Genomic DNA, 20598 nt, shown 5'->3' with positions numbered 1-20598 from the left:
GCCACCATGCCGCACTTCATCGCCGAATACACCGACAACATCGAAGCCGAAGCCGACCTGCCCGGCCTGTTCGAGAAGGTCCACGCCTGCCTCGGCGCCAGCGGCGTTTTCCCGCTCGGCGGCATCCGCAGCCGCGGCGTGCGCCTGGACACCTGGCGCATGGCCGACGGCAGGCACGACTACGCCTTCGTCCACATGACCCTGAAAGTCGGCGCCGGTCGCGACCTGGAGACTCGCCGGCAAGTCGCCGAGGCACTTTTCGAGGTGATCACCGCGCACTTCGCCGAGCTCCAGGCGCGACGCCTGCTGGCGCTGTCCTTCGAACTCACCGAACTGGACGCGGAGCTGAACTACAAGCGCAACAACGTGCATGAATTCCTGAACAACCCGGCGGACTGACCAGCCCGCCATAACGCTGCACTCACCCAGCTCGCCTCCCGGCCACCGACAGGTCGCCGGGACGTCCGGGCGCTCACAAAAAGTACAAGATCATGAGCACAGCCAGCACCCTGAACAGCACCACCCTGCCTCTCAGCGACAGCACCCACGACCGCGTCACCTGGCGGCTGATGCCGCTGCTGCTGGTGTGCTACGTCTTCGCCCATCTGGACCGCATCAACATCGGTTTCGCCAAATTGCAGATGAGCGCCGACCTGCACTTCAGCGACACCGTCTACGGTCTCGGCGCCAGGCTATTCTTCATCGCCTATGCGCTGTTCGGCCTGCCCAGCAACCTGATGCTGGAACGGATCGGCCCGCGCCGCTGGATCGCCTGCCTGATGCTGGTCTGGGGCTGTCTCTCCACCGCCATGCTGCTGGTGGAGACCGCGCGCGGCTTCTACCTGCTGCGCTTTCTCCTGGGGGTCGCCGAGGCCGGCTTCTTCCCCGGTATCCTGGTCTACCTGAACCGTTGGTTCCCGGCGCGCCGACGCGGGCAGATCACCGCCCTGTTCGCCATCGCCGTGCCCATGGCCGGGGTGATCGGCGGACCGCTTTCGGGCTGGATCCTAGAAGGCTTCCATGACGCCCTCGGACTGCGCGGCTGGCAGTGGATGTTCCTGATCGAAGGCCTGCCGGTTGTGTTGCTCGGCGTGGTGGTCTGGTGCTCGCTGCCGGAAAGCTTCGAACGGGTGACGTGGCTCAGCGACGAACAGAAGCACCTGCTGCGCGAGGAACTGGCCGGCGAGGAGCAGCGCAAGACCATCACCTCCTTCTCCGGCATCTTCAGCAATCCGCAGGTGTGGCTGCTGGTGGCGATCTATTTCGCGGTGATGCTGGCGGTGAACACCATCGCGTTCTGGATGCCGAGCCTGATTCATGGCGCCGGCATCGCCCAGGACAGCCGCATCGGCATGCTCAGCGCGGTGCCCTATCTCGCCGGCTGCGCCTTCATGATCTTCATCGGCCGTTCCTCCGACCGCCTGCGCGAGCGCCGCTGGCACCTGGGCATTCCGTTGCTGATGGCCGCCGCCGGGCTCAGCCTGGCGGCCCTGGCACCGACCAGCGCCTGGCTGGTGATGGGCGGCCTGGTGATCGCCGGGATGGGCGCCAGCGCCGCCCTGCCGATGTTCTGGCAACTGCCGCCGGCCTTCCTTTCCAGCGCCACCCTGGCCGCCGGAATCGCCCTGATCAGTTCCTTCGGCAGCATCGCCGCCTTCCTCGCGCCCTACCTGATCGGCTGGATGCGCGACACCACCCAGAGCGCCAGCCTGGCCCTGTACCTGCTGGCCATCCTCATCGCCCTCGGCGCCGGCCTGGTCCTGCGGACCCCCGCCGCCGTGGTCAACCCACGCTGAACCGAGAGACCCCGACCATGCTCGATCCCCGTCTGATCCAGGAAGCCGCCAACCGCCTCGACGCCGCCGAACGCTCGCGCCAGCAGGTAAGGCAGTTCTCCCTCGACTACCCGGACATCGCCATCGAGGACGCCTACGCCATCCAGCGCGCCTGGGTCGAGCGCAAGATCGCCGACGGGCGCGTGCTCAAGGGCCACAAGATCGGCCTGACCTCGCGCGCCATGCAGGTCTCGTCGAACATCAGCGAGCCGGACTACGGCGCCTTGCTCGACGACATGTTCTTCGAGGAGGGCAGCGACATCCCCTTCCAGCGCTTCATCGTGCCGCGGGTCGAGGTGGAGCTGGCGTTCATCCTCGGCAAGCCGCTGAAGGGACCGGGCTGCACCCTGTTCGACGTGCTCGAGGCCACCGAGTGGGTGATCCCGGCGCTGGAGATCATCGATGCGCGCATCCAGCAGGTCGACCCGCAAACGAAAGTCACGCGCAAGGTCTTCGACACCATCTCCGACAACGCCGCCAACGCCGGCGTGGTGATGGGCGGCCGGGCCGTACGGCCAGGCGATATCGACCTGCGGCGGGTACCGGCGATCCTCTACCGCAATGGCGTGATCGAGGAGTCTGGCGTCTCCGCCGCGGTGCTCAACCACCCGGCCAAGGGCGTCGCCTGGCTGGCCAACAAGCTGGCGCCCTACGGCGTCTGCCTGGAGGCCGGCCAGGTGATCCTCGGCGGCTCCTTCACCCGCCCGGTGGCGGCCGCGCCGGGGGACACCTTCCACGTCGACTACGACCTGCTCGGCAGCATCTCCTGCCGTTTCGTCTGAGGAGGCATTTCCATGGACCTGCCCGTCAATCGCTTCAAGCAACGCCTGCGCAGCGGCGAGGCGCAGATCGGCCTGTGGCTCGGCCTGGCCGATCCCTACTGCGCGGAGCTGGCCGCCAACGCCGGCTTCGACTGGCTGCTGCTGGACGGCGAGCACGCGCCCAACGACCTGCGCAGCCTGCTCGGCCAGTTGCAGGCGCTGGCGCCCTACCCCGGCCAGCCGGTGATCCGCCCGGTGCAGGGCGACACTGCGCTGATCAAGCAATTGCTCGACATCGGCGCGCAGACCCTGCTGGTACCTATGGTCGACAGCGCCGCCCAGGCCGAAGGGCTGGTGCGCGCCGTGCGCTATCCGCCGGCGGGCGTACGCGGGGTCGGCAGTGCGCTGGCCCGGGCCTCGCGCTGGAACAGCGTGGCGGAGTACCTGAACCACGCCGACGAGCAGATGTGCCTGCTGGTCCAGGTGGAAAACCTGGAGGGCCTGGCCAACCTCGACGCGATCGCCGCCGTCGAGGGCGTCGACGGCGTGTTCATCGGTCCGGCCGACCTCAGCGCAGCCATGGGCCATCGCGGCAATCCAGGCCATCCCGAGGTGCAGGCGGCCATAGAGGACGCCATCCACCGCATCCGCACGGCCGGCAAGGCCGCCGGCATCCTCTCCGCCGACGAGACACTGGCGCGGCGCTACCTGGAGCTGGGCTGCGCGTTCGTCGCGGTGGGCGTGGACACCAGCCTGCTGATGCGTTCGCTGCGCGAGCTGGCGGGGCGCTTCAAGGGCGGCGCGCCGGCGCCGTCCGCCAGTTCCTCGGTCTACGGCTGAGGGGTGCGCCCCGCTCCCGCTGCGGGAGAGGGGCCAGGTCGGCGTTGCGGCAGGTATCGGCGTCGGTCCGGGGGCGTATGCCTAGCGTCGGCGGAACAACGGTCGCGGCTCGATCGCCGAGCGGCCGTAGAGCACGCTCAAGCCCGCCAGCCCCTTGAGCGCGTCCTCGACGTTCTTGTCCTCGCGCACCGCGAAGGCATCGAAGCCGCACTGGCGCATATGGCTGAGCTGGTCGCGCAACACGTCGCCCACTGCGCGCAACTCGCCGCTCCACCCCAGGCGCACGCGCAGCAGGTAGGCCAGGCTGTAGCCACGACCGTCGCGGAAGCTGGGGAAATCGACGGCGACCAGCGGCAGCTCGGCGAAGTGCGGCAGCAAGGCCTCCACCTCATCGTCCGGCGCCAGCCAGGGCGCGGCGGCTCCGGCCTCGCCGCGGCGCTCCAGCCAGGCCGCCAGAGGCAGCAGCAACGGCCCCGGCGGCAGCGCGTCGGGCAACTCGCGCAGGAGTTGCCAGGGATCGTCGCGGCAGACCTCGGCGACGCCATCGCGCAAACGGATCAGGTTGTTCATGCCGGTTCCTCCATCCTGGCGTAGACCCGGGCCTTGAACGGCTCCAGGCCGACCCGGTTGAAGGTGTCGATGAAACGTTCCGGGCCGACCCGCAGGTCGGTGAAGGTTTCGACGATCCGTTCGATCACCGCCGGCACCTCGGCAGCGCTGAACGATGGCCCGATCACCTTGCCCAGCGCGCTGTCCTTGCCCTGGGCGCCGCCGAGGGTGACCTGGTACCACTCGCTGCCGTTCTTGTCGACGCCGAGGATGCCGATGTTGCCGATGTGGTGGTGGCCGCAGGCGTTCATGCAGCCGGAGATGTTCAGGCTAAGCTCGCCGATGTCGTGCAGGTGGTCGAGGTCCTCGAAGCGCTGCTGGATACCCTGGGCGATGGGGATCGACTTGGCGTTGGCCAGCGCGCAGTAGTCGCCGCCGGGACAGGCGATGATGTCGCTGAGCAGGCCTTGGTTAGGCGTGCCGAGGCCGGCTGCGCAGGCCTCGCGCCACAGCGCGTGGAGGTTCTCCAGGCGCACGTCGGGGAGCACCAGGTTCTGTTCGTGGGCCACACGGATCTCGCCGAAACCGTAGCGCTCGGCCCAGTCGGCGACGCGTTCCATCTGCTCCGCGGTGACGTCGCCCGGCGGCGCGCTGGCGCCGGGCTTGGTCGACAGCACCACCGAGGCGTAGCCCGGCACCTTGTGCGCCTGGACGTTGCGCGAGGCCCAGCGGGCGAAGGCCGGATCGGCCGCACGGGCGCTGCCGTAGGCCAGCTCGCCGTCGGCCGGCGGCAGGTAGCGCGGCAATACGAAGCGCTCGGCGACCCGCTGGCACTCCTCGGCAGTCAGTTGCGCCGGGCCGTCGCGCAGGTGCTGCCACTCTTCCTCCACCTCGCGGGCGAAAGCCTCGATGCCCAGCGCCTTGACCAGGATCTTGATCCGCGCCTTGTACTTGTTGTCGCGCCGGCCGTAGCGGTTGTAGACCCGCAGGATCGCCTCGACGTAGGACAACAGGTGCTGCCAGGGCAGGTCGTCGCGGATCACCTGGCCGAGCATCGGCGTGCGTCCCAGGCCGCCGCCGACCAGGACCCGCAGGCGCAACTCGCCGGCGTCGGGGTGGCGGTAAAGGTACAGGCCGATGTCGTGCATCTGCACCGCGGCGCGGTCTTCCACCGCCGAACTGAGGGCGATCTTGAACTTGCGCGGGAGGAACAGGAACTCCGGGTTCACCGTCGACCACTGGCGCAGGATCTCGGCCAGCGGCCGGGGGTCGGTCCATTCGTCCGCGGCGACCCCGGCGAAGGCTTCGGTGGTGATGTTGCGCACGCAGTTGCCGGAGGTCTGGATCGCATGCATCTGCGCGCCGGCGAGGTGTTCGAGGATGTCGCCGACCTGCTCCAGTTCGATCCAGTTGAACTGGATGTTCTGCCGCGTGGTGAAGTGCCCGTAGCCGCGGTCGTAGTGCCGGGCGACATGCGCCAGCGCGCGCAGTTGCGGCGACGAGAGGGTGCCGTAGGGAATCGCCACGCGCAGCATGTAGGCGTGCTTCTGCAGGTACAGGCCGTTCTGCAGGCGCAGCGGGAGGAACTCCTCCTCGCTCAGTTCGCCGTCGAGGCGGCGGGCGATCTGGTCGCGGAACTGCGCCACCCGCTCGCTCACCAGCGCCTGGTCGTATTCGTCGTACTGGTACATCGCAAAGCCCTCATCGACAGGGTTTCTCCACCGATGACGGGCAGGGTGGGTGGCGAAGAAACCGGGGACCGGCTGCGCCCCTGTTTCTGGCGACAGGATGGGCCGGTGTTCACTGGCACCCACTATCGCCCGCGTACAGACAGCGAAACAGCGGCAGATTCCGCCGAAAAAAACACATCAGATGGCCGACGGCGGCGAATTCGTGCCGCCTGCGACCGGTTGCCACGGGGCGCATATCTGTACTGCCCGAGGTCGCCCGGCAACCCGCGGCAATGCTGGGCCGCTGCTTTCCGGAGGCATCTGATACGGTTTTTCCCGCTCGATCTGCCGCTGTTTCGCCCATCAGCCGGTTCCTATAGTCGCAACCGCCTCTCCAGCCTGATGGGCCTACGAAAAATGAGCGAAAGAATTCCCGCGATCCAGGTCGAGCCCGCCGCACCGGCCGCTCCGTCGAAACAGCCGCCCGCGCCCGGCAAGCTGCCGTCGGCGGTGAACGGCCCGATCTACACCCGCAGCTTCACCGGTCTGTTCCGCAACTTCCGCCGCCTCGGCGGCGGCCTGCTGTTCCTGCTGTTCTTCGGCACCCTGTGGCTGAACTGGAACGGCCGCCAGGCGGTGCTCTGGGACCTGCCCGAACGCAAGTTCTACATTTTCGGCGCGACCTTCTGGCCGCAGGACTTCATCCTGCTCTCGGCGCTGCTGATCATCGCCGCCTTCGGCCTGTTCTTCATCACCGTGTTCGCCGGCCGCGTCTGGTGCGGCTATACCTGCCCGCAGAGCGTGTGGACCTGGGTGTTCATGTGGTGCGAGAAGGTCACCGAGGGCGACCGCAATGCGCGGATCAAGCTCGACCAGGGTCCGGCGAGCGCCGCCAAGCTCTTGCGCAAAACGGCCAAGCACGCGCTGTGGCTGGGTGTGAGCCTGGTCACGGCGATCACCTTCATCGGCTACTTCACTCCGGTGCGGCCGCTGGTGGCCGACCTGTTCAGCTTCCAGCTGGACCTGGAAAGCCTGTTCTGGGTGCTGTTCTTCACCGCCGCCACCTATGTCAACGCCGGCTGGCTGCGCGAGCAGGTGTGCATCCACATGTGCCCCTACTCGCGCTTCCAGAGCGTGATGTTCGACAAGGACACCCTGATCGTGTCCTACGATGCCGCCCGCGGCGAGTCCCGCGGCGCCCGCAAGAAAGGCAGCGATCCGCGCGCCCAGGGGCTCGGCGACTGCATCGACTGCCAGCAGTGCGTGCAGGTCTGCCCCACCGGCATCGACATCCGCGACGGCCTGCAGATCGCCTGCATCGGCTGCGCCGCCTGCGTCGACGCCTGCGACTCGATCATGGACAAGATGGGCTATGAACGCGGCCTGGTGCGCTACACCTCGGAACGCGCCCTGGAAGGTGGCCAGACCCGCTTCCTGCGTCCACGCCTGGTCGGCTACGCGGCGGTGATGCTGGCGATGATCGGCGCCTTCGTCGTCGCCCTTGATGCCCGCCCGCTGGCCTCGCTGGACGTGACCCGCGACCGTGGGCTGTTCCGCGAGAACGCCGCCGGGCAGATCGAGAACATCTACACCCTCAAGGTCATCAACAAGACCCAGCAGCCGCAGCGCTATCGCCTGCAACTCGACGACGCGCCGGAGTTCCGCCTGCAGGGCGAGCACACCCTGAGCCTGAAGCCCGGCGAGATCCTCGACTTCCCGGTGTCGGTGGCCTCTACCGCCGAACGCGCCAGGGCCGGCTCGCAACCGCTGGCGTTCAGCCTGCGCGGCATCGACGACCCGAGCCTGGCGGTCGGCAGCACCAGCACCTTCGTTTCGCCGGCGCGCTGAGGAGGCCGCGATGAGGCATGACAACACGGTCCCGGCGCGCATAGAGTGGGCGCCAGCGGCCGTGCCCACGGCCAGCCAGGACAGCGGCCAGGACAAGATGAAGCGCTACGAGAAATTCGCCGACGAGATTGCCGAGCTGATCCGCACCGGCGTCCTCGCCCCCGGGCAGAAGGTGCCCTCGGTACGGCACGCCAGCCGTACCTACGGGGTCAGCGCTTCCACCGTGTTCCAGGCCTACTACCTGCTGGAAAGCCGTGGGCTGATCATGGCCCGCGCACGCTCCGGCTACTTCGTCTGCCAGCACGTGCAGCGGCCGCTGCCAGAACCGGAGATCAGCCCGCGCCAGGCCGACGCCACCGAGGTCGACGTCAGCGAGCTGGTGTTCTCCGTACTCAGTTCGATCAAGGACCCGGACACCGTACCCTTCGGCTCGGCGTTCCCCAGTCCGCAACTGTTTCCCCTGCCGCGCCTGGCGCGCTCGATGGCCCACGCGGTGCGCGACATGGACCCGCAATCGGTGGTCGCCGACATGACGCCGGGCAACCATGGCCTGCGCCGGCAGATCGCCCTGCGCTACATGGTCGGCGGCCTGCTGCTGCCGGTGGAAGAACTGGTCATCAGCAACGGCGCGCTGGAGGCACTCAACCTCTGCCTGCAGGTGGTCACCCGTCCCGGCGACCTGGTGGCCATCGAGGCGCCGGCGTTCTACGCCACCCTGCAGGTGCTGGAACGGTTGAAGCTGAAGGCGGTGGAAATCCCCGTGCATCCGCGCGAAGGCATCGACCTGGAAGTGCTCGCCGACAGCCTGGAGCGCCTGCCGATCAAGGCCTGCTGGTTCATGAGCAACTTCCAGAACCCGATGGGCGCGAGCATGGACGACGAGAAGAAACGCGCCCTCGCCGAGCTGCTGGCGCGCCACCAGGTGCCGATGATCGAGGATGACGTCTACGCCGAGCTGTACTTCGGCCAGCAGGCGCCGAAACCGGTCAAGGCCTACGACCAGGAAGACCTGGTGATGCACTGCAGTTCCTTCTCCAAGAGCCTGGCGCCGGGCTACCGGGTCGGCTGGGTGGCCGGCGGACGCTACGCCGAGCAGATCGAGCGACTGAAGCTGATGACCAGCCTGTCGGCGTCGATCCCGGCCCAGGCGGCCATCGCCGACTATCTCCAGCACGGCGGCTACGACCGCCACCTGCGCAAGCTGCGCTACGCCCTGGAGACCCAGCAGAACGCCATGCTCGCGGCGGTGGCGCGTTACTTCCCCGAGCAGACCCGGGTCAGCCGTCCCAGCGGCGGCTACTTCCTCTGGCTGGAGTTGCCCGAGGCGGTCGACTCGCTGCGCCTGTTCCAACTGGCCCTGGCCCAGGGCATCAGCCTCGCCCCGGGGCCGATCTTCTCCGCCACCCGCCGCTTCGCCCATTGCGCCCGGCTCAACTACGGGCACCCGTGGAGCGCGCGGCAGGAGAAGGCGATGGAGACACTCGGGCGGATCGCCCAGTCGCTGGCGGGATGACGCCCCGCAGACGGAAAGCCACCCCGGCGTAGGGCGGATAACCGCGCGCGGTCATCCGCCATGATCGGCTCGCGTCCCCCATCCCGGTATGCGCCGCCGCCCTGCACGACCGCCTTCCCCCGCCCCATCTGATACCCAAATTCCATATCGACCTGAAGCTGTTTTACCCCCGCCCCAGCCCTTAGATTGCAGGCTCCGGCCGGCGCCCCGTCTCCCCCCTCGACGGCGGTCGCCGGCTGTTCATTTCTTTCGGGACTGTACAGATGAACAAAGCAACGACGGAACCTGCCTACAACTACAAGGTGGTTCGCCAGTTCGCCATCATGACCGTGGTATGGGGCGTGATCGGCATGGGGTTGGGCGTACTGATCGCCTCGCAACTGGTCTGGCCCCAGATGAACTTCGACCTGCCCTGGACCAGCTTCGGCCGCCTGCGGCCGCTGCATACCAACCTGGTGATCTTCGCCTTCGGCGGCTGCGCGCTGTTCGCCACCAGCTACTACACGGTGCAGCGTACCTGCCAGGTGCGACTGTTCTCCGACACCCTGGCCGCCTTCACCTTCTGGGGCTGGCAGGCGGTGGCGGTGATCCTGCTGGTCAGCCTGCCGCTGGGCAACACCACCACCAAGGAATACGCCGAGATCGAGTTCACCGGCGCGATCTGGCTGGCGATCGTCTGGGTCGCCTACGCGGTGGTGTTCTTCGGCACCCTGATCAAGCGCAAGGTCAAGCACATCTATGTCGGCAACTGGTTCTTCGGCTCGTTCATCCTGACCACCGCGATGCTGCACATCGTCAACCACATGTCGCTGCCGGTGAGCTGGTTCAAGTCCTACTCGATGTACTCCGGCGCCACCGATGCCATGGTCCAGTGGTGGTACGGGCACAACGCCGTAGGCTTCTTCCTGACCACCGGCTTCCTCGGCATGATGTACTACTTCGTGCCCAAGCAAGCCGGGCGCCCGGTCTACTCCTACCGGCTGTCCATCGTCCACTTCTGGGCGCTGATCACCCTGTACATCTGGGCCGGCCCGCACCACCTGCACTACACCGCGCTGCCGGACTGGGCGCAGTCGCTGGGCATGGTGATGTCGCTGATCCTCCTGGCGCCGAGCTGGGGCGGCATGATCAACGGCATGATGACCCTCTCCGGGGCCTGGCATAAGCTGCGCGACGACCCGATACTGCGCTTCCTGGTGGTGTCCCTGGCGTTCTACGGCATGTCCACCTTCGAAGGCCCGATGATGGCGATCAAGACCGTCAACGCCCTCTCCCACTACACCGACTGGACCATCGGCCACGTCCACGCCGGCGCCCTCGGCTGGGTCGCGATGATCACCATCGGCTCGCTCTACCACCTGATTCCCAAGGTCTACGGGGTCGAGAAGATGCACAGCGTCGGCCTGATCAATGCGCACTTCTGGCTGGCCACCATCGGCACCGTGCTGTACATCGCCTCGCTGTGGGTCAACGGCATTACCCAGGGCCTGATGTGGCGCGCGGTCAACGAGGACGGCACGCTGACCTACTCCTTCGTCGAGTCGCTGGTGGCCAGCCATCCGGGCTTCATCGTGCGCCTGGTCGGTGGCGGGTTCTTCCTCACCGGCATGCTGCTGATGAGCTACAACACCTGGCGCACGGTACGCCAGGCGCGCCCGGAAGGAATCCTCGCGGCGGCCCGCATGGCCTGAGCCGCGACAGCGCGTCCCTTCCCGAGCCTCGCCCGCCACGCTGCGGGCAAGGCTCGACAGCCGACGAGGAGAATCATCATGGAATTCAGCTGGAGCGAGATCCTGCTGGAGCTGCTGGCGGTCGCCGTGCTGTTCTTCGGCGTGCATTGGAGCCTGCGCCACGCCAAGACCCTGGACCAGGCGAGCATGCTGCCGTTCGCCGACGACGAGGAGGTGGCCCGCCGGGTCGAGCGGGAAACCGGCAGGAGCCGCACCGGCTGCGGCTGTCCCGGTCGCTGCCAGGGCGACTGCCGGCACTGGGACAAGAATTGGCCGGCATGACGCCGGCCAGTCGCTTCAGGGCTTTATCTTCTTCAGCTCGTTGAGCAGTTCCAGCAACTGCGCGAGCTTTTCCTCGCCGAACCGCTCCTGGATGCGCTGGTAGTTCTTCTCCATGTCGCCGCTCATGGAGACGAAGCACTGCTGGCCCTTTTCCGTCAGGTTCACGTAGACCCGCCGCTGGTCCTTGGGCGCCTTCCAGCGCCGGACGATGCCGTCGCGCTCCAGGCGCGCCAGCACGCCGGTCATGCTCGGGCGCAGGATGCAGGCCTGGTTGGCCAACTGGTAGCTCTCCATCTCGCCCTGCTGGCGCAGGATGCGGATCACCCGCCACTGCTGCTCGGTGAGGCCGTGCTGGTTGAGGGAGGGGCGGAAGAAACTCATCGCGGCTTCGCGAGCCTGCAACAGGGTCAGGGTCAGGGAGGGTCTTGGCGTTGACATAGGGTCCGAGCTTGGATGACTGGTTTCGAAAGTGCAGAAGAGTAGCGGAAAAAACACAGGCTGCATGCGGGTATGCAGAAGGAAATCAACGGTTTCCGCCGTGCAGGGCCAAGCCCAGCGCGAGCAGGCTGCCGACGCCGCAGACGGCCATCACCAGCGCCATCGGCAGCACGCCGGGCAGCGCCAGCCAGCCGACCGCCAGGCTGGCCAGGCAGCCGAGGCCGAACTGCCCGGACACCGCCACCGCCGAAGCCGCCCCGGCCTGTCCGGGATACAACGCCAGCAGGCTGGCGATGCAGTTGGCGCCGAGCAGGCCGGTGACGCTGACGAAGCACAGCAGGCCGGGCACCAGCGCCCACAACCCGCCCCGCTCGCCGAGCGCCGCATAGCCGAGGAGGAACAGCCCGGACACGCAGCCCAGCAGGCTGCCGGCCCGCAGCAGCGGCCGCGGACCGTGGCGGCGCACCAGGCGCGCGCTGCACCAGGTGGCGAGCATCACGCCGAGGATGTTCAGTCCGAAGAACCAGCCGAAGCGCTCCGCGCGCACGCCGAAATGCTCGATGAACACGAAGGGCGCGGCGCTGATGTAGGCGAACATCCCGGCGAACGCCAGCCCCATGCACAGCACGTAGCCCAGCGCGCGACGGTCGCCGAGCAGCCGCCCATAGGCGAGAAAGGCCTGGGCCAGGCTGCCGCCGCGGCGCTCCGGCGGGTGGCTTTCGGCGACCCGCCAGACCGCCAGCAGGCAGAGCCCGGCGAACAGCGCCAGGACCACGAACAACGCGCGCCAGCCGGCCCAGAGCATCAGGTAGCCGCCGAGCAGCGGCGCGGCCAGCGGTGCCAGCATGGTCACCATGTGCATCAATGCCAGCATCCGGGCGGCCTCGCCCAACGGATAGAGGTCGCGCACCATGGCCCGCGCCAGCACCGACGCGGCGCCGCCGCCGAGGGCCTGGAGCACCCTCAGCAGGACCAGTTGCCCCGCGCTGTCGGCCAGCGCGCAGGCCAGGCTGCTGAACAGGTACAAGGCGATACCGGCCAGCAGCACCGGGCGCCGGCCGAAACGGTCGGACAAGGGGCCGTAGAACAGCATGCCGACGCAGAAGCCGACCAGGAAGCCGCTGATGCTCCGCTGCACCTGGGCATCGCTGGCGCCGAGATCGGCGGCGATCGCCGGCAGGCTCGGCAGGTACATGTCGATCGACAGCGGGCCGAACGCCACCAGCGCCGACAACAGCAGCAACAGGCGTCGTTCGCCGCTTCCGACCTGAATCCTCGATGCACTCGCAGGCACGCTCGCCCTCCTCTTCTTCGCCTTTCGGTCCAGACGACACCGCCGTGCACGCGGATGCAAGTTCGCCGTCCGGGAAATCCTCGCGCCGCGACCTCGTTCACCCTGGCAGCGCGCGGGCCTGGCTCCTTTCGCGGGCCGACAACGTTAACAGATTAACCAAATGCGCAGAAGGCGAAAGATTCCAGGCTGGCTTCGCTCTCCAGCGCCTTACCGTCAATGCTCGATGAGCATGGAAAGGGGCAGAGGCTAGCGAAGCTTCCGGGAGGATCGCCAACACTTCATTAACAAGTTAACAATATGCTAAAACTCACCGTGCAATCGGCGTCACCCATACCTACAAGAACAACAACCAAGGGAAGAATCGATGATCACGGCATGCCCCCGCCCGTGCGCCTGGCGCAGCTATGCGCTTGGCCTCGGCCTCCTGCCCCTCGCCGCGCAAGCGGAATTCCTCGCGGACAGCAGCGCCCACCTCGACCTCCGCAACTTCTACCAGTTGCGCGACTACCGCCAGCACGATGCGCCCCAATCGCAGGCCGGCAACTGGTCGCAGGGCTTCGTCCTGCGCCTGCAATCCGGTTTCACCGACGGCCCGCTCGGCTTCGGCCTGGATGCTACCGGGCTGCTCGGCGTCAAGCTCGACTCGGGACGCGGGCGTAGCAACGATGGCACGCTGCCGTTCGGAGCGAATTCGAAGGAGCCGGTGGACGACTACAGTCACCTCGGCCTGACCGCCAAGCTGCGCTATTCGCAGACCCAGCTACAGGTCGGCATCCTCATGCCGCAACTGCCGGTGGCGTTCCGCGACGACGTGCGCCTGTTGCCGCAGACCTTCGACGGCGCGCTGCTGACCTCCAGCGAGATCGAGGGTCTCACCCTCACCGCGGGGCAATTGTGGAAGTCGCGCACTCGCGAGTCGGCCGGCAGCGACGACATGTACATCATGGGCCGCGACAAGGCCCACGCCAGCGACGAGTTCAATCTCGCCGGCGCGACCTACGCCTTCACCCCTCGGCTCAGCGCCAGCTATTACTACGGCCAGCTCAAGGACATCTACCGGCAGCACTATCTCGGCCTGCTGCACACCCTGCCGCTGGGCGAAGGGCTGTCGCTGCGCAGCGACCTGCGCTACTTCGACAGCGGCGAAGACGGCGCGGCGATCTCCGGGCCGGTGGACAATCGCAACCTCAACGCCATGCTCACCCTGCGCGCCGGCGCCCACGCCTTCGGCATCGGTGTCCAGAAGATGATCGGCAACGACGCCTTTCCGGTGCTCAACGGCTACACCACGCCCTACGTGGCCAACCTCATGGCCTACCAGACCTTCACCCGACCGCAGGAGAAATCCTGGCAACTGCGCTACGACTACGACTTCGCCGGCCTCGGCCTGCCCGGCCTGAACCTCATGACCCGCTATGTACAGGGCCGCGACATCGACCGCGGCGCCGGCCGTGCCGACGACAGCGAATGGGAGCGCAACACCGACCTGTCCTACGTGATCCAGAGCGGACCGCTGAAGAGCGTCGCCTTGAAATGGCGCAACATCACCTACCGCAGCCGCTACGGTGCGGACCTGGACGAGAACCGCTTCATCGTCAATTACACGCTAAAGCTCTGGTGAAGCGCGGCCCCTTGGGGCCGCAGGCACCTCAATCCTCGAGTCGCAGGTGCAAATGCTGCTTCTTGCCCAGGCTCAAGCGCAGCCCGTCGACCTCGCCCGCCAGCGGCGCGTCCGGATCGCTGACCGGCGTGCCGTCCAGGCGCAGGCCGCCGCCGGCGGCGAGGCGGCGGACCGCGCTGCGGGAGGGCTGGATCGCGTGTTCCAGCAGCAGGTCGGTCAGCGACAGTCCCTGCGCCAGGCGCGCGCGGGATAGCTTCATCACCGGCAGGCCGCTGTCCCGCGTACCGTCGGCGAACACCCCGCGCGCGGCATCGGCGGCGGATCGCGCGGCGTGCTCGCCGTGCGCCAGGGCGGTGGCGGCATTGGCCAGGACCACCTTCGCTTCGTTCAGCTCGGCGCCCTGCAAGGCGCCCAGGCGGCGCACCTCATCCATCGGCAGTTCGCTGAACAGGGCGAGGAAGCGACCGACGTCGCGATCATCGCAGTTGCGCCAGAACTGCCAGAAGTCGAACGGCGCCAGGCGCTCGGCGTTGAGCCATACCGCACCCTGCGCCGACTTGCCCATCTTGCGCCCGTCACTGGTGGCCAGCAGCGGCATGGTCAGGCCGAACAGCTGGGCGCCGCCCTGGCGTCGCGACAGCTCCACGCCGTTGATGATGTTCGCCCACTGGTCGGCGCCGCCGAGTTGCAGGGTGCAGCCGCGCCGGCGCGACAGTTCGACGAAATCGTAGGCCTGCAGCAGGGTGTAGCCGAACTCGAGGAACGACAGCGAATGCTCGCGGTCCAGGCGCTGCCTGATGGCGTCGAAGGTCAGCAGGCGGTTGATCGAGAAGTGCCGGCCGACCCGGTCGAGGAACTCCAGGTAGCCGACGCCGTCCAGCCATTCGGCGTTGTTCACCAGGCTGTCGTCGTGCAGTTCGACGTAGCGCGAGAAAACCCGGGCGATGCCGTCGATATTGGCCTGGATCTGCGCCTCGGTGAGGATCGGCCGGCTCGAATCGCGGAAGCTCGGATCGCCGATCCGGGTGGTCGCGCCACCGATCAGCAGCAACGGGCGGTGCCCGGCCTTCTGTAGCCAGCGCATCAGCATCAGGCCCTGCAGGTGGCCGACGTGCAGGCTGTCGGCGGTGGCGTCGAAGCCCAGGTAGGCGGTTGCCGGACCGGCGGCCAGGTGCGCGGCGAGGCCGTCGCGGTCGGTGCACTGGTGGACGAAGCCACGCTCTTCGAGCAGGGCGATCAGGTCTTGCTGATGGGTCGGGACGGACACGGGTATCTCCTTTGGCACGGTGGATGCCCGAGGAGACAGGTTGGGAGGGAGTTCACCGGACCGCCGCCTCGGGCGGTTCGGGAATGCAGCGACGCATCTACCGCCTCAATGAGGGAGCAGATAGGCGTAATAGCGCTTGAAGGTCAGGGCTGCACGATTCATGCGCGGCACTCTACGCGCCTGTGCCGGGCTGTCAAGACTGGAAAGCGCCTCGACACGAACCGAAGCACTTCCCCGCAACAGAAGCGCAGCCTGGGAAAGTTTGCCCGCCAGTTATCCGCACAAATTTATGACGCCGGTTTCTCTACTTTGAAAAACAACGCAAGACCGGACATGGACTTCAATAACTCGACCGGAAGAAACCTATCAGCAAGGCAGTTGAATTTTTTCCGAAAGCAATAATTCGATACTTTTCTGGATTGGCGCATCATCTCGTAAAAATAGCGAACCGCTTCCCAGTACCCACGAATATCAATGGATCAGCAATATCCAGATGCTTATCGCGGCATTCGAAAAAACATCGACCAATTCCACTGACAGAATATCGGCGTCATTTGCCTAGCATGGATATTCCAAGTTCACCCTATCAACTTCCCAGATTGACACTCTCGCCGGCAGATCAGTAATTTTCAGCGACCAGCCGGCAAAGTACTTTTCCAGAGCGGCTGGCAACCGATAGTCACTCTATCTTCGCAAACCGATGTTTATGCGAGAGGGCCGGCTATCGCTCAAAACTTGATTGATGAAGGAATAGCGCCATGCAACTCGCCACACTTCAGGAACTGAGCTTCGATGAAATCGACCAGGTATCGGGCGCCGGACTCTTCAGCTTCGTCGGCGATGCCATCGTCGATGTGGTCAAGGTGTCCAACGACCTGCTCAACACGTCGGTCATCTCTTCGGTCGGCAAGGTGTTCAACGCCGTCGGCCTGACCCCCATCCATCAACTGGCCGACACCCTCGGCTACGGCGTGTTCAAGGGCGTCGCCGCGGTCGGCGGCCTGCTCGGCGGCGACACCAGCCGCATCGATTACCACTACGACACTGAGTGGACCTGATCCCAGGACCTCGGCCCGCTCCCGTCGCGGAGCGGGCCTCCACCGTCGCCGGAGACCCGGACGCCCCCGGCGGCGACCTAGGACCCGGCAACCGGGAAGGGGCGACCAGCGCCCCGATCAGGAGAACCGCCATGCACGACCTCATCCAGCACGCCGACGCCTTCGTCGGCGATCCCGACCAGGAATCCGGCGGCCTGTCGCGCCGCAGCTTCCTCGGCAAGAGTGCCACGCTCGGCGCGGTCGGCCTGGTGGCCGGCTGGACCCCGGCCTTCGTCATCCAGCCCGCCGAAGCCGCCGCCAGCAGTTGTCCGGCGCCGGCAGGCTTTCCGGCCGGCCTCGAACTTTATCGGCGGGCGTTCCGCAACTGGTCGGGGGAAATCGCCGCCGACGACCTCTGGAGCTGCGCCCCGCGCACCAACGAAGAGGTTCTCGCGGTGGTCAACTGGGCCTGGCAGAACGGCTTCAAGGTGCGCCCGCGCGGCATGGGTCACAACTGGTCCCCGCTGCTGCTGAAAGGCGGCGAGAACTGCGAGAGCCGCATCGTGCTGGTGGAAACCAGCCGTTACCTGACCCGCGTACGGATCGACGCCCAAGGCGAGTTCGGCCTGTTCAGCGCGCAGACCGGCGTCACCATGGAAGCCCTGCTGAAACAACTGGAGCGGGTCAAGCTCGGCTTCGTCGCCACGCCGGCGCCGGGTGACCTGACCCTCGGCGGGGTGCTCGCCATCGACGGCCACGGCACCGGCATCCCGGCGCAGGGCGAAAGCCGCCTGCCGGGGCAGAGCTACGGCTCCCTGAGCAACAGCATCGTGGCGCTGACCGCGGTGGTCTGGGACGGCGCCGCCGGACAATACGTGCTGAAGACCTTCCGCCGCGACGATCCGGCCTGCGCGCCGTTCCTCGTCCACCTCGGACGCGCCTTCATCGTCGAGGCGACCCTCCAGGCCGGGGTCAACAAGCGCATGCGCTGCCAGAGCTACGTGAACATCCCGGCGAGCGAGATGTTCGCCGCGGCCGGCAGCGGCGGAAGGACCTTCGACAGCTTCCTGCAGAAAAGCGGACGCGCCGAGGCCATCTGGTTCCCCTTCACCGACAAGCCCTGGCTGAAGGTCTGGACGCCGACCCCGCGCTGCCCGTTCGGCGCCCGCGCGGTCAACGGCCCGTTCAACTACCCCTTCTCCGACAACATTCCCAAGGCGCTGTCCGACCTGCTGGCGGCGATCAACACCGGCCACCCGGAACTCACCCCGCTGCTCGGCAAGCTGCAGTACGACCTGGTAGTGGGCGGCATGGCGCTGACCCTGGGCTACGACCTGTGGGGCTGGAGCAAGGACCTGCTGCTGTACATCAAGCCCAGCACGCTGCGCGTCACCGCCAACGGCTACGCGGTGCTGACCCGGCGTCGCGACGTGCAGCGGGTGATCAACGAGTTCTACCTGCAGTACCAGACGATGGTCGCCGCCTACCGCGCCAACGGCCACTACCCCATGAACGGCCCGGTGGAGATTCGCGTCAGCGGGCTCGACCAGCCCGGCGAGTCGATCGTTCCCGGCGCCCAGGTGCCCAGCCTGTCGGCGATCCGTCCGCGCCCCGACCAACCGGAGTGGGACACGGCGATCTGGCTGGACATCCTCAGCCTGCCCGGTACCCCGCAGGCCAATGCCTTCTACCACGAGTTCGAGGCCTGGCTGTTCGACCACTTCAGCGGCGACTACGCCTCGCTGCGGGTGGAGTGGAGCAAGGGCTGGGGCTACAGCCCCGCCGCCGCCTGGGACGAGCCGACGGTGGTCGACCAGTTGGTGGCGCAGTCGCTACGCCAGGGCCTGGTCGCAGACAACGATTGGGACAGCGCGGTGCGCCAGTTGAACGAAGCCGATCCGCATCGGCTGTTCAGCTCGCCGCTGCTCGACCGGCTGATGCCATGAAATGCCGCTATGCGAGGCCGTACTGACTCGGACGAAGAGCGGTTGGCCGGAGCCGATATGAATGAGCCCTCGATACGGCGTTGACTTGTTCAACAGGTCTTATCGAGGTGTCGCACGAACCGGCCTTAATCATTCGCAAAGTTTACCCGGAGTGGCAAACCTTCATCCGCCGAATATTGAAACTCATTGTCAAACGAATTATCGAGCCCATGAAAAACCGCTAATCCTGGCAGTTCATCCCACTCTTTCGGATTAGTACCATTGAATGGCTTTCCAGACTCATGGGAAGCCTAAAGGAGATATATGAAATGAAAGAACTCAATGACATTGAAGTCACCTGCGTTTCGGGTGGAACTCTTTCCGGCATGATCGTAGGCGCCGTCGACGGCGCCGCGACGGGCATGGCAATCGGCGGGAAATGGGGCGGTGCCGGCGGCTTCGGCTTCGGCGCTCTTTCCCAGTTGGTCGGCCTGATCGTGCCAACCGCAATGGGCGCTATTGCCGGGGGCACGGTCGGTCTCTTCACCAATGCAGAGACGGCTGTCGGTTACTTGGGCCAATACCGGGAAAACTTCGGTCCCGGTGATGTAGGCCGCACCACCATCTAATTAGAAAAGTCGCACTCCGGCACTTCATGCGTTTGAACTTTCGCAAGGGTGTCGGAGTGTCATGCAAGTATTATTCGAATCCAGGATCCAGCCACCATGTTTCGCCAGGAAGCCCTCGACGCCCAGCATGCCGGCGGCCTGGGCGAGATCGTGCTGATCCGCCCGGTCTCCTTCACTTTTCTCACCCTGCTGGCCGCGGCGATGGCGCTGCTGGTGGTGGGCTTCTTCCTGTTCGGCAGCTACACCAAGCGCAGCACCGTCAGCGGCCAATTGGTGCCCGCCAGCGGCCAGGTCAAGGTGCACGCGCCGCAGGCCGGCATCGTGCTGCGCAAGTTCGTCCAGGAAGGCCAGGCGGTACGACGCGGCGAGCGCCTGATGGTGCTTTCCAGCGAACGCTACGGCAGCGATGCCGGGCCGGTGCAGGCCGGCATCAGCAGGCGCCTGGAACAACGCCGCGACTCCCTGCGCGACGAACTGGAAAAGCTTCGCCGCCTGCAAGACGACGAGCGCGACAGCCTGACCAGCAAGGTCGCCAGCCTGCAGCGCGAACTCACCACCCTCGCCGCCCAGACCGACAGCCAGCAACGCCTGCTGGCGCTGGCCAGCGACGCCGCCGCGCGCTACCAGGGGCTGATGGACAAGGGCTACATCTCCATGGACCAGTTGCAGCAGCGCCAGGCCGAGCTGCTCGGCCAGCGCCAGACCCTGCAAGGCCTGGAGCGCGAACGCACGTCGCTGCGGCAGCAGTTGACCGAGCGCCGCAACGAACTCGCCGGGCTTTCCGCGCGCCAGGCCAACCAGCTCGCGGAAACCCGCCGCCAGCTCAGCGCGGTGGAGCAGGACCTGGCCGAAAGCGAAGCCAAGCGCACCTTGCTGGTCACCGCGCCGGAGAGCGGCATCGCCACCGCCGTGCTCGCCGAAGCCGGGCAGACCGTCGACAGCTCGCGTCCGCTGCTGAGCATCGTTCCCGCCGACACCCCGTTGCAGGCCGAACTCTACGCGCCGAGCAAGTCCATCGGTTTCATCCGGCCGGGCGACGCGGTGCTGATCCGCTACCAGGCCTATCCGTACCAGAAGTTCGGCCAGTACCACGGCAAGGTGCAGTCGATCTCCCGCGCCAGCGTCTCCTATGCCGAGCTTTCCAGCATGGTCGGCGGCGTACCGGGGCTCGGCCAGGATGGCGAGCAGCTGTACCGGCTGCGGGTAACCCTCGACGACCAGGCGGTGACCGCCTACGGCCAGCCGCGTCCGCTGCAGAGCGGCATGCTGCTGGACGCCGACATCCTCCAGGACACCCGGCGCCTCTACGAATGGGTGCTGGAACCGCTCTACAGCCTGACCGGCAAACTCTAGGAACGA

The 20598-nt window shown here is 66.7% G+C and carries 18 protein-coding genes; 13 read left to right on the top strand and 5 right to left on the bottom strand.

Features of this window, described 5'->3' with window-relative positions; genetic code table 11:
• Positions 1-6: 6 nt before the first annotated feature.
• From LE197_RS33245 to hpaI, 4 genes are all read left to right on the top strand, one after another.
• Positions 7-399 (top strand): 5-carboxymethyl-2-hydroxymuconate Delta-isomerase, encoded by a 393-nt coding sequence (locus LE197_RS33245; protein WP_003101265.1) that lies wholly within the window; start codon positions 7-9, stop codon positions 397-399.
• 92 nt (positions 400-491) lie between these two features.
• Positions 492-1796, top strand: a complete 1305-nt coding sequence (locus tag LE197_RS33240; RefSeq protein ID WP_226033799.1) for an MFS transporter — start codon at positions 492-494, stop codon at positions 1794-1796.
• Between the two features lie 17 nt (positions 1797-1813).
• On the top strand, positions 1814-2617 hold the full coding sequence (hpaH, locus tag LE197_RS33235) for a 2-oxo-hept-4-ene-1,7-dioate hydratase (protein WP_003101261.1): 804 nt from the start codon (positions 1814-1816) through the stop codon (positions 2615-2617).
• 12 nt (positions 2618-2629) lie between these two features.
• Complete coding sequence (gene hpaI / locus LE197_RS33230) at positions 2630-3436, top strand: 4-hydroxy-2-oxoheptanedioate aldolase (RefSeq protein WP_003113007.1); 807 nt, start codon at positions 2630-2632, stop codon at positions 3434-3436.
• Positions 3437-3517: 81 nt separating this feature from the next.
• Here hpaI and LE197_RS33225 read toward each other — a convergent pair whose 3' ends face one another.
• Complete coding sequence (locus tag LE197_RS33225; protein ID WP_003101258.1) at positions 3518-4006, bottom strand: DUF934 domain-containing protein; 489 nt, start codon at positions 4004-4006, stop codon at positions 3518-3520.
• A complete protein-coding gene (locus LE197_RS33220; protein WP_016263085.1) occupies positions 4003-5676 on the bottom strand; it encodes a nitrite/sulfite reductase in 1674 nt (557 codons plus the stop codon). The genes LE197_RS33225 and LE197_RS33220 overlap by 4 nt, the downstream gene beginning before the upstream one ends.
• A 105-nt stretch (positions 5677-5781) precedes the next feature.
• Between LE197_RS33220 and ccoG the strand changes: the two genes are divergently transcribed.
• The 4 genes from ccoG to LE197_RS33200 all read left to right on the top strand — a co-directional run bounded on the left by ccoG (position 5782) and on the right by LE197_RS33200 (position 11028).
• Positions 5782-7503 carry a cytochrome c oxidase accessory protein CcoG gene (ccoG, locus tag LE197_RS33215; RefSeq protein ID WP_003137552.1) on the top strand — a complete coding sequence of 574 codons (1722 nt, stop codon included), beginning with the start codon at positions 5782-5784 and terminating at the stop codon, positions 7501-7503.
• Positions 7504-7600: 97 nt separating this feature from the next.
• Positions 7601-9016 carry a GntR family transcriptional regulator MpaR gene (gene mapR, locus LE197_RS33210; RefSeq protein ID WP_073666437.1) on the top strand — a complete coding sequence of 472 codons (1416 nt, stop codon included), beginning with the start codon at positions 7601-7603 and terminating at the stop codon, positions 9014-9016.
• A gap of 263 nt (positions 9017-9279) precedes the next feature.
• On the top strand, positions 9280-10707 hold the full coding sequence (ccoN, locus tag LE197_RS33205) for a cytochrome-c oxidase, cbb3-type subunit I (protein ID WP_003093467.1): 1428 nt from the start codon (positions 9280-9282) through the stop codon (positions 10705-10707).
• A gap of 78 nt (positions 10708-10785) precedes the next feature.
• A complete protein-coding gene (locus LE197_RS33200) occupies positions 10786-11028 on the top strand; it encodes a hypothetical protein (RefSeq protein WP_003093468.1) in 243 nt (80 codons plus the stop codon).
• A gap of 15 nt (positions 11029-11043) precedes the next feature.
• Here LE197_RS33200 and hpaR read toward each other — a convergent pair whose 3' ends face one another.
• The gene (hpaR, locus tag LE197_RS33195) at positions 11044-11466 is read right to left on the bottom strand and encodes a homoprotocatechuate degradation operon regulator HpaR (protein ID WP_003093470.1); all 423 of its coding nucleotides are present in this window, start codon (positions 11464-11466) and stop codon (positions 11044-11046) included.
• A gap of 85 nt (positions 11467-11551) precedes the next feature.
• Positions 11552-12760, bottom strand: a complete 1209-nt coding sequence (locus LE197_RS33190; protein WP_010793444.1) for a Bcr/CflA family multidrug efflux MFS transporter — start codon at positions 12758-12760, stop codon at positions 11552-11554.
• 364 nt (positions 12761-13124) lie between these two features.
• Here LE197_RS33190 and LE197_RS33185 point away from each other — a divergent pair, with 364 nt between their 5' ends.
• Positions 13125-14381, top strand: coding sequence for an OprD family porin (locus LE197_RS33185; protein ID WP_003118192.1), 1257 nt, complete (start codon positions 13125-13127; stop codon positions 14379-14381).
• A gap of 28 nt (positions 14382-14409) precedes the next feature.
• On the opposite strand, the gene tyrS is transcribed toward LE197_RS33185, so the two are convergent.
• On the bottom strand, positions 14410-15648 hold the full coding sequence (tyrS, locus tag LE197_RS33180; RefSeq protein ID WP_003105684.1) for a tyrosine--tRNA ligase: 1239 nt from the start codon (positions 15646-15648) through the stop codon (positions 14410-14412).
• A gap of 758 nt (positions 15649-16406) precedes the next feature.
• On the opposite strand from tyrS, the gene LE197_RS33175 reads away from it, so the two are divergent.
• From LE197_RS33175 to LE197_RS33160, 4 genes are all read left to right on the top strand, one after another.
• Positions 16407-16706, top strand: coding sequence for a hypothetical protein (locus tag LE197_RS33175; RefSeq protein WP_003093477.1), 300 nt, complete (start codon positions 16407-16409; stop codon positions 16704-16706).
• A gap of 131 nt (positions 16707-16837) precedes the next feature.
• The gene (locus tag LE197_RS33170) at positions 16838-18631 is read left to right on the top strand and encodes a cholesterol oxidase substrate-binding domain-containing protein (RefSeq protein ID WP_003113002.1); all 1794 of its coding nucleotides are present in this window, start codon (positions 16838-16840) and stop codon (positions 18629-18631) included.
• 308 nt (positions 18632-18939) lie between these two features.
• Positions 18940-19239 carry a hypothetical protein gene (locus LE197_RS33165; protein ID WP_003093484.1) on the top strand — a complete coding sequence of 100 codons (300 nt, stop codon included), beginning with the start codon at positions 18940-18942 and terminating at the stop codon, positions 19237-19239.
• Positions 19240-19335: 96 nt separating this feature from the next.
• Positions 19336-20592: an HlyD family secretion protein gene (locus LE197_RS33160; RefSeq protein ID WP_003093492.1), complete on the top strand. Its 1257-nt coding sequence runs from the start codon at positions 19336-19338 to the stop codon at positions 20590-20592.
• Positions 20593-20598 lie beyond the last annotated feature (6 nt).

This window comes from Pseudomonas sp. PS1(2021) (genome assembly GCF_020405165.1).
GTDB lineage: Bacteria > Pseudomonadota > Gammaproteobacteria > Pseudomonadales > Pseudomonadaceae > Pseudomonas > Pseudomonas aeruginosa.
This window is presented reverse-complemented; position numbering and strand designations above follow the sequence as displayed.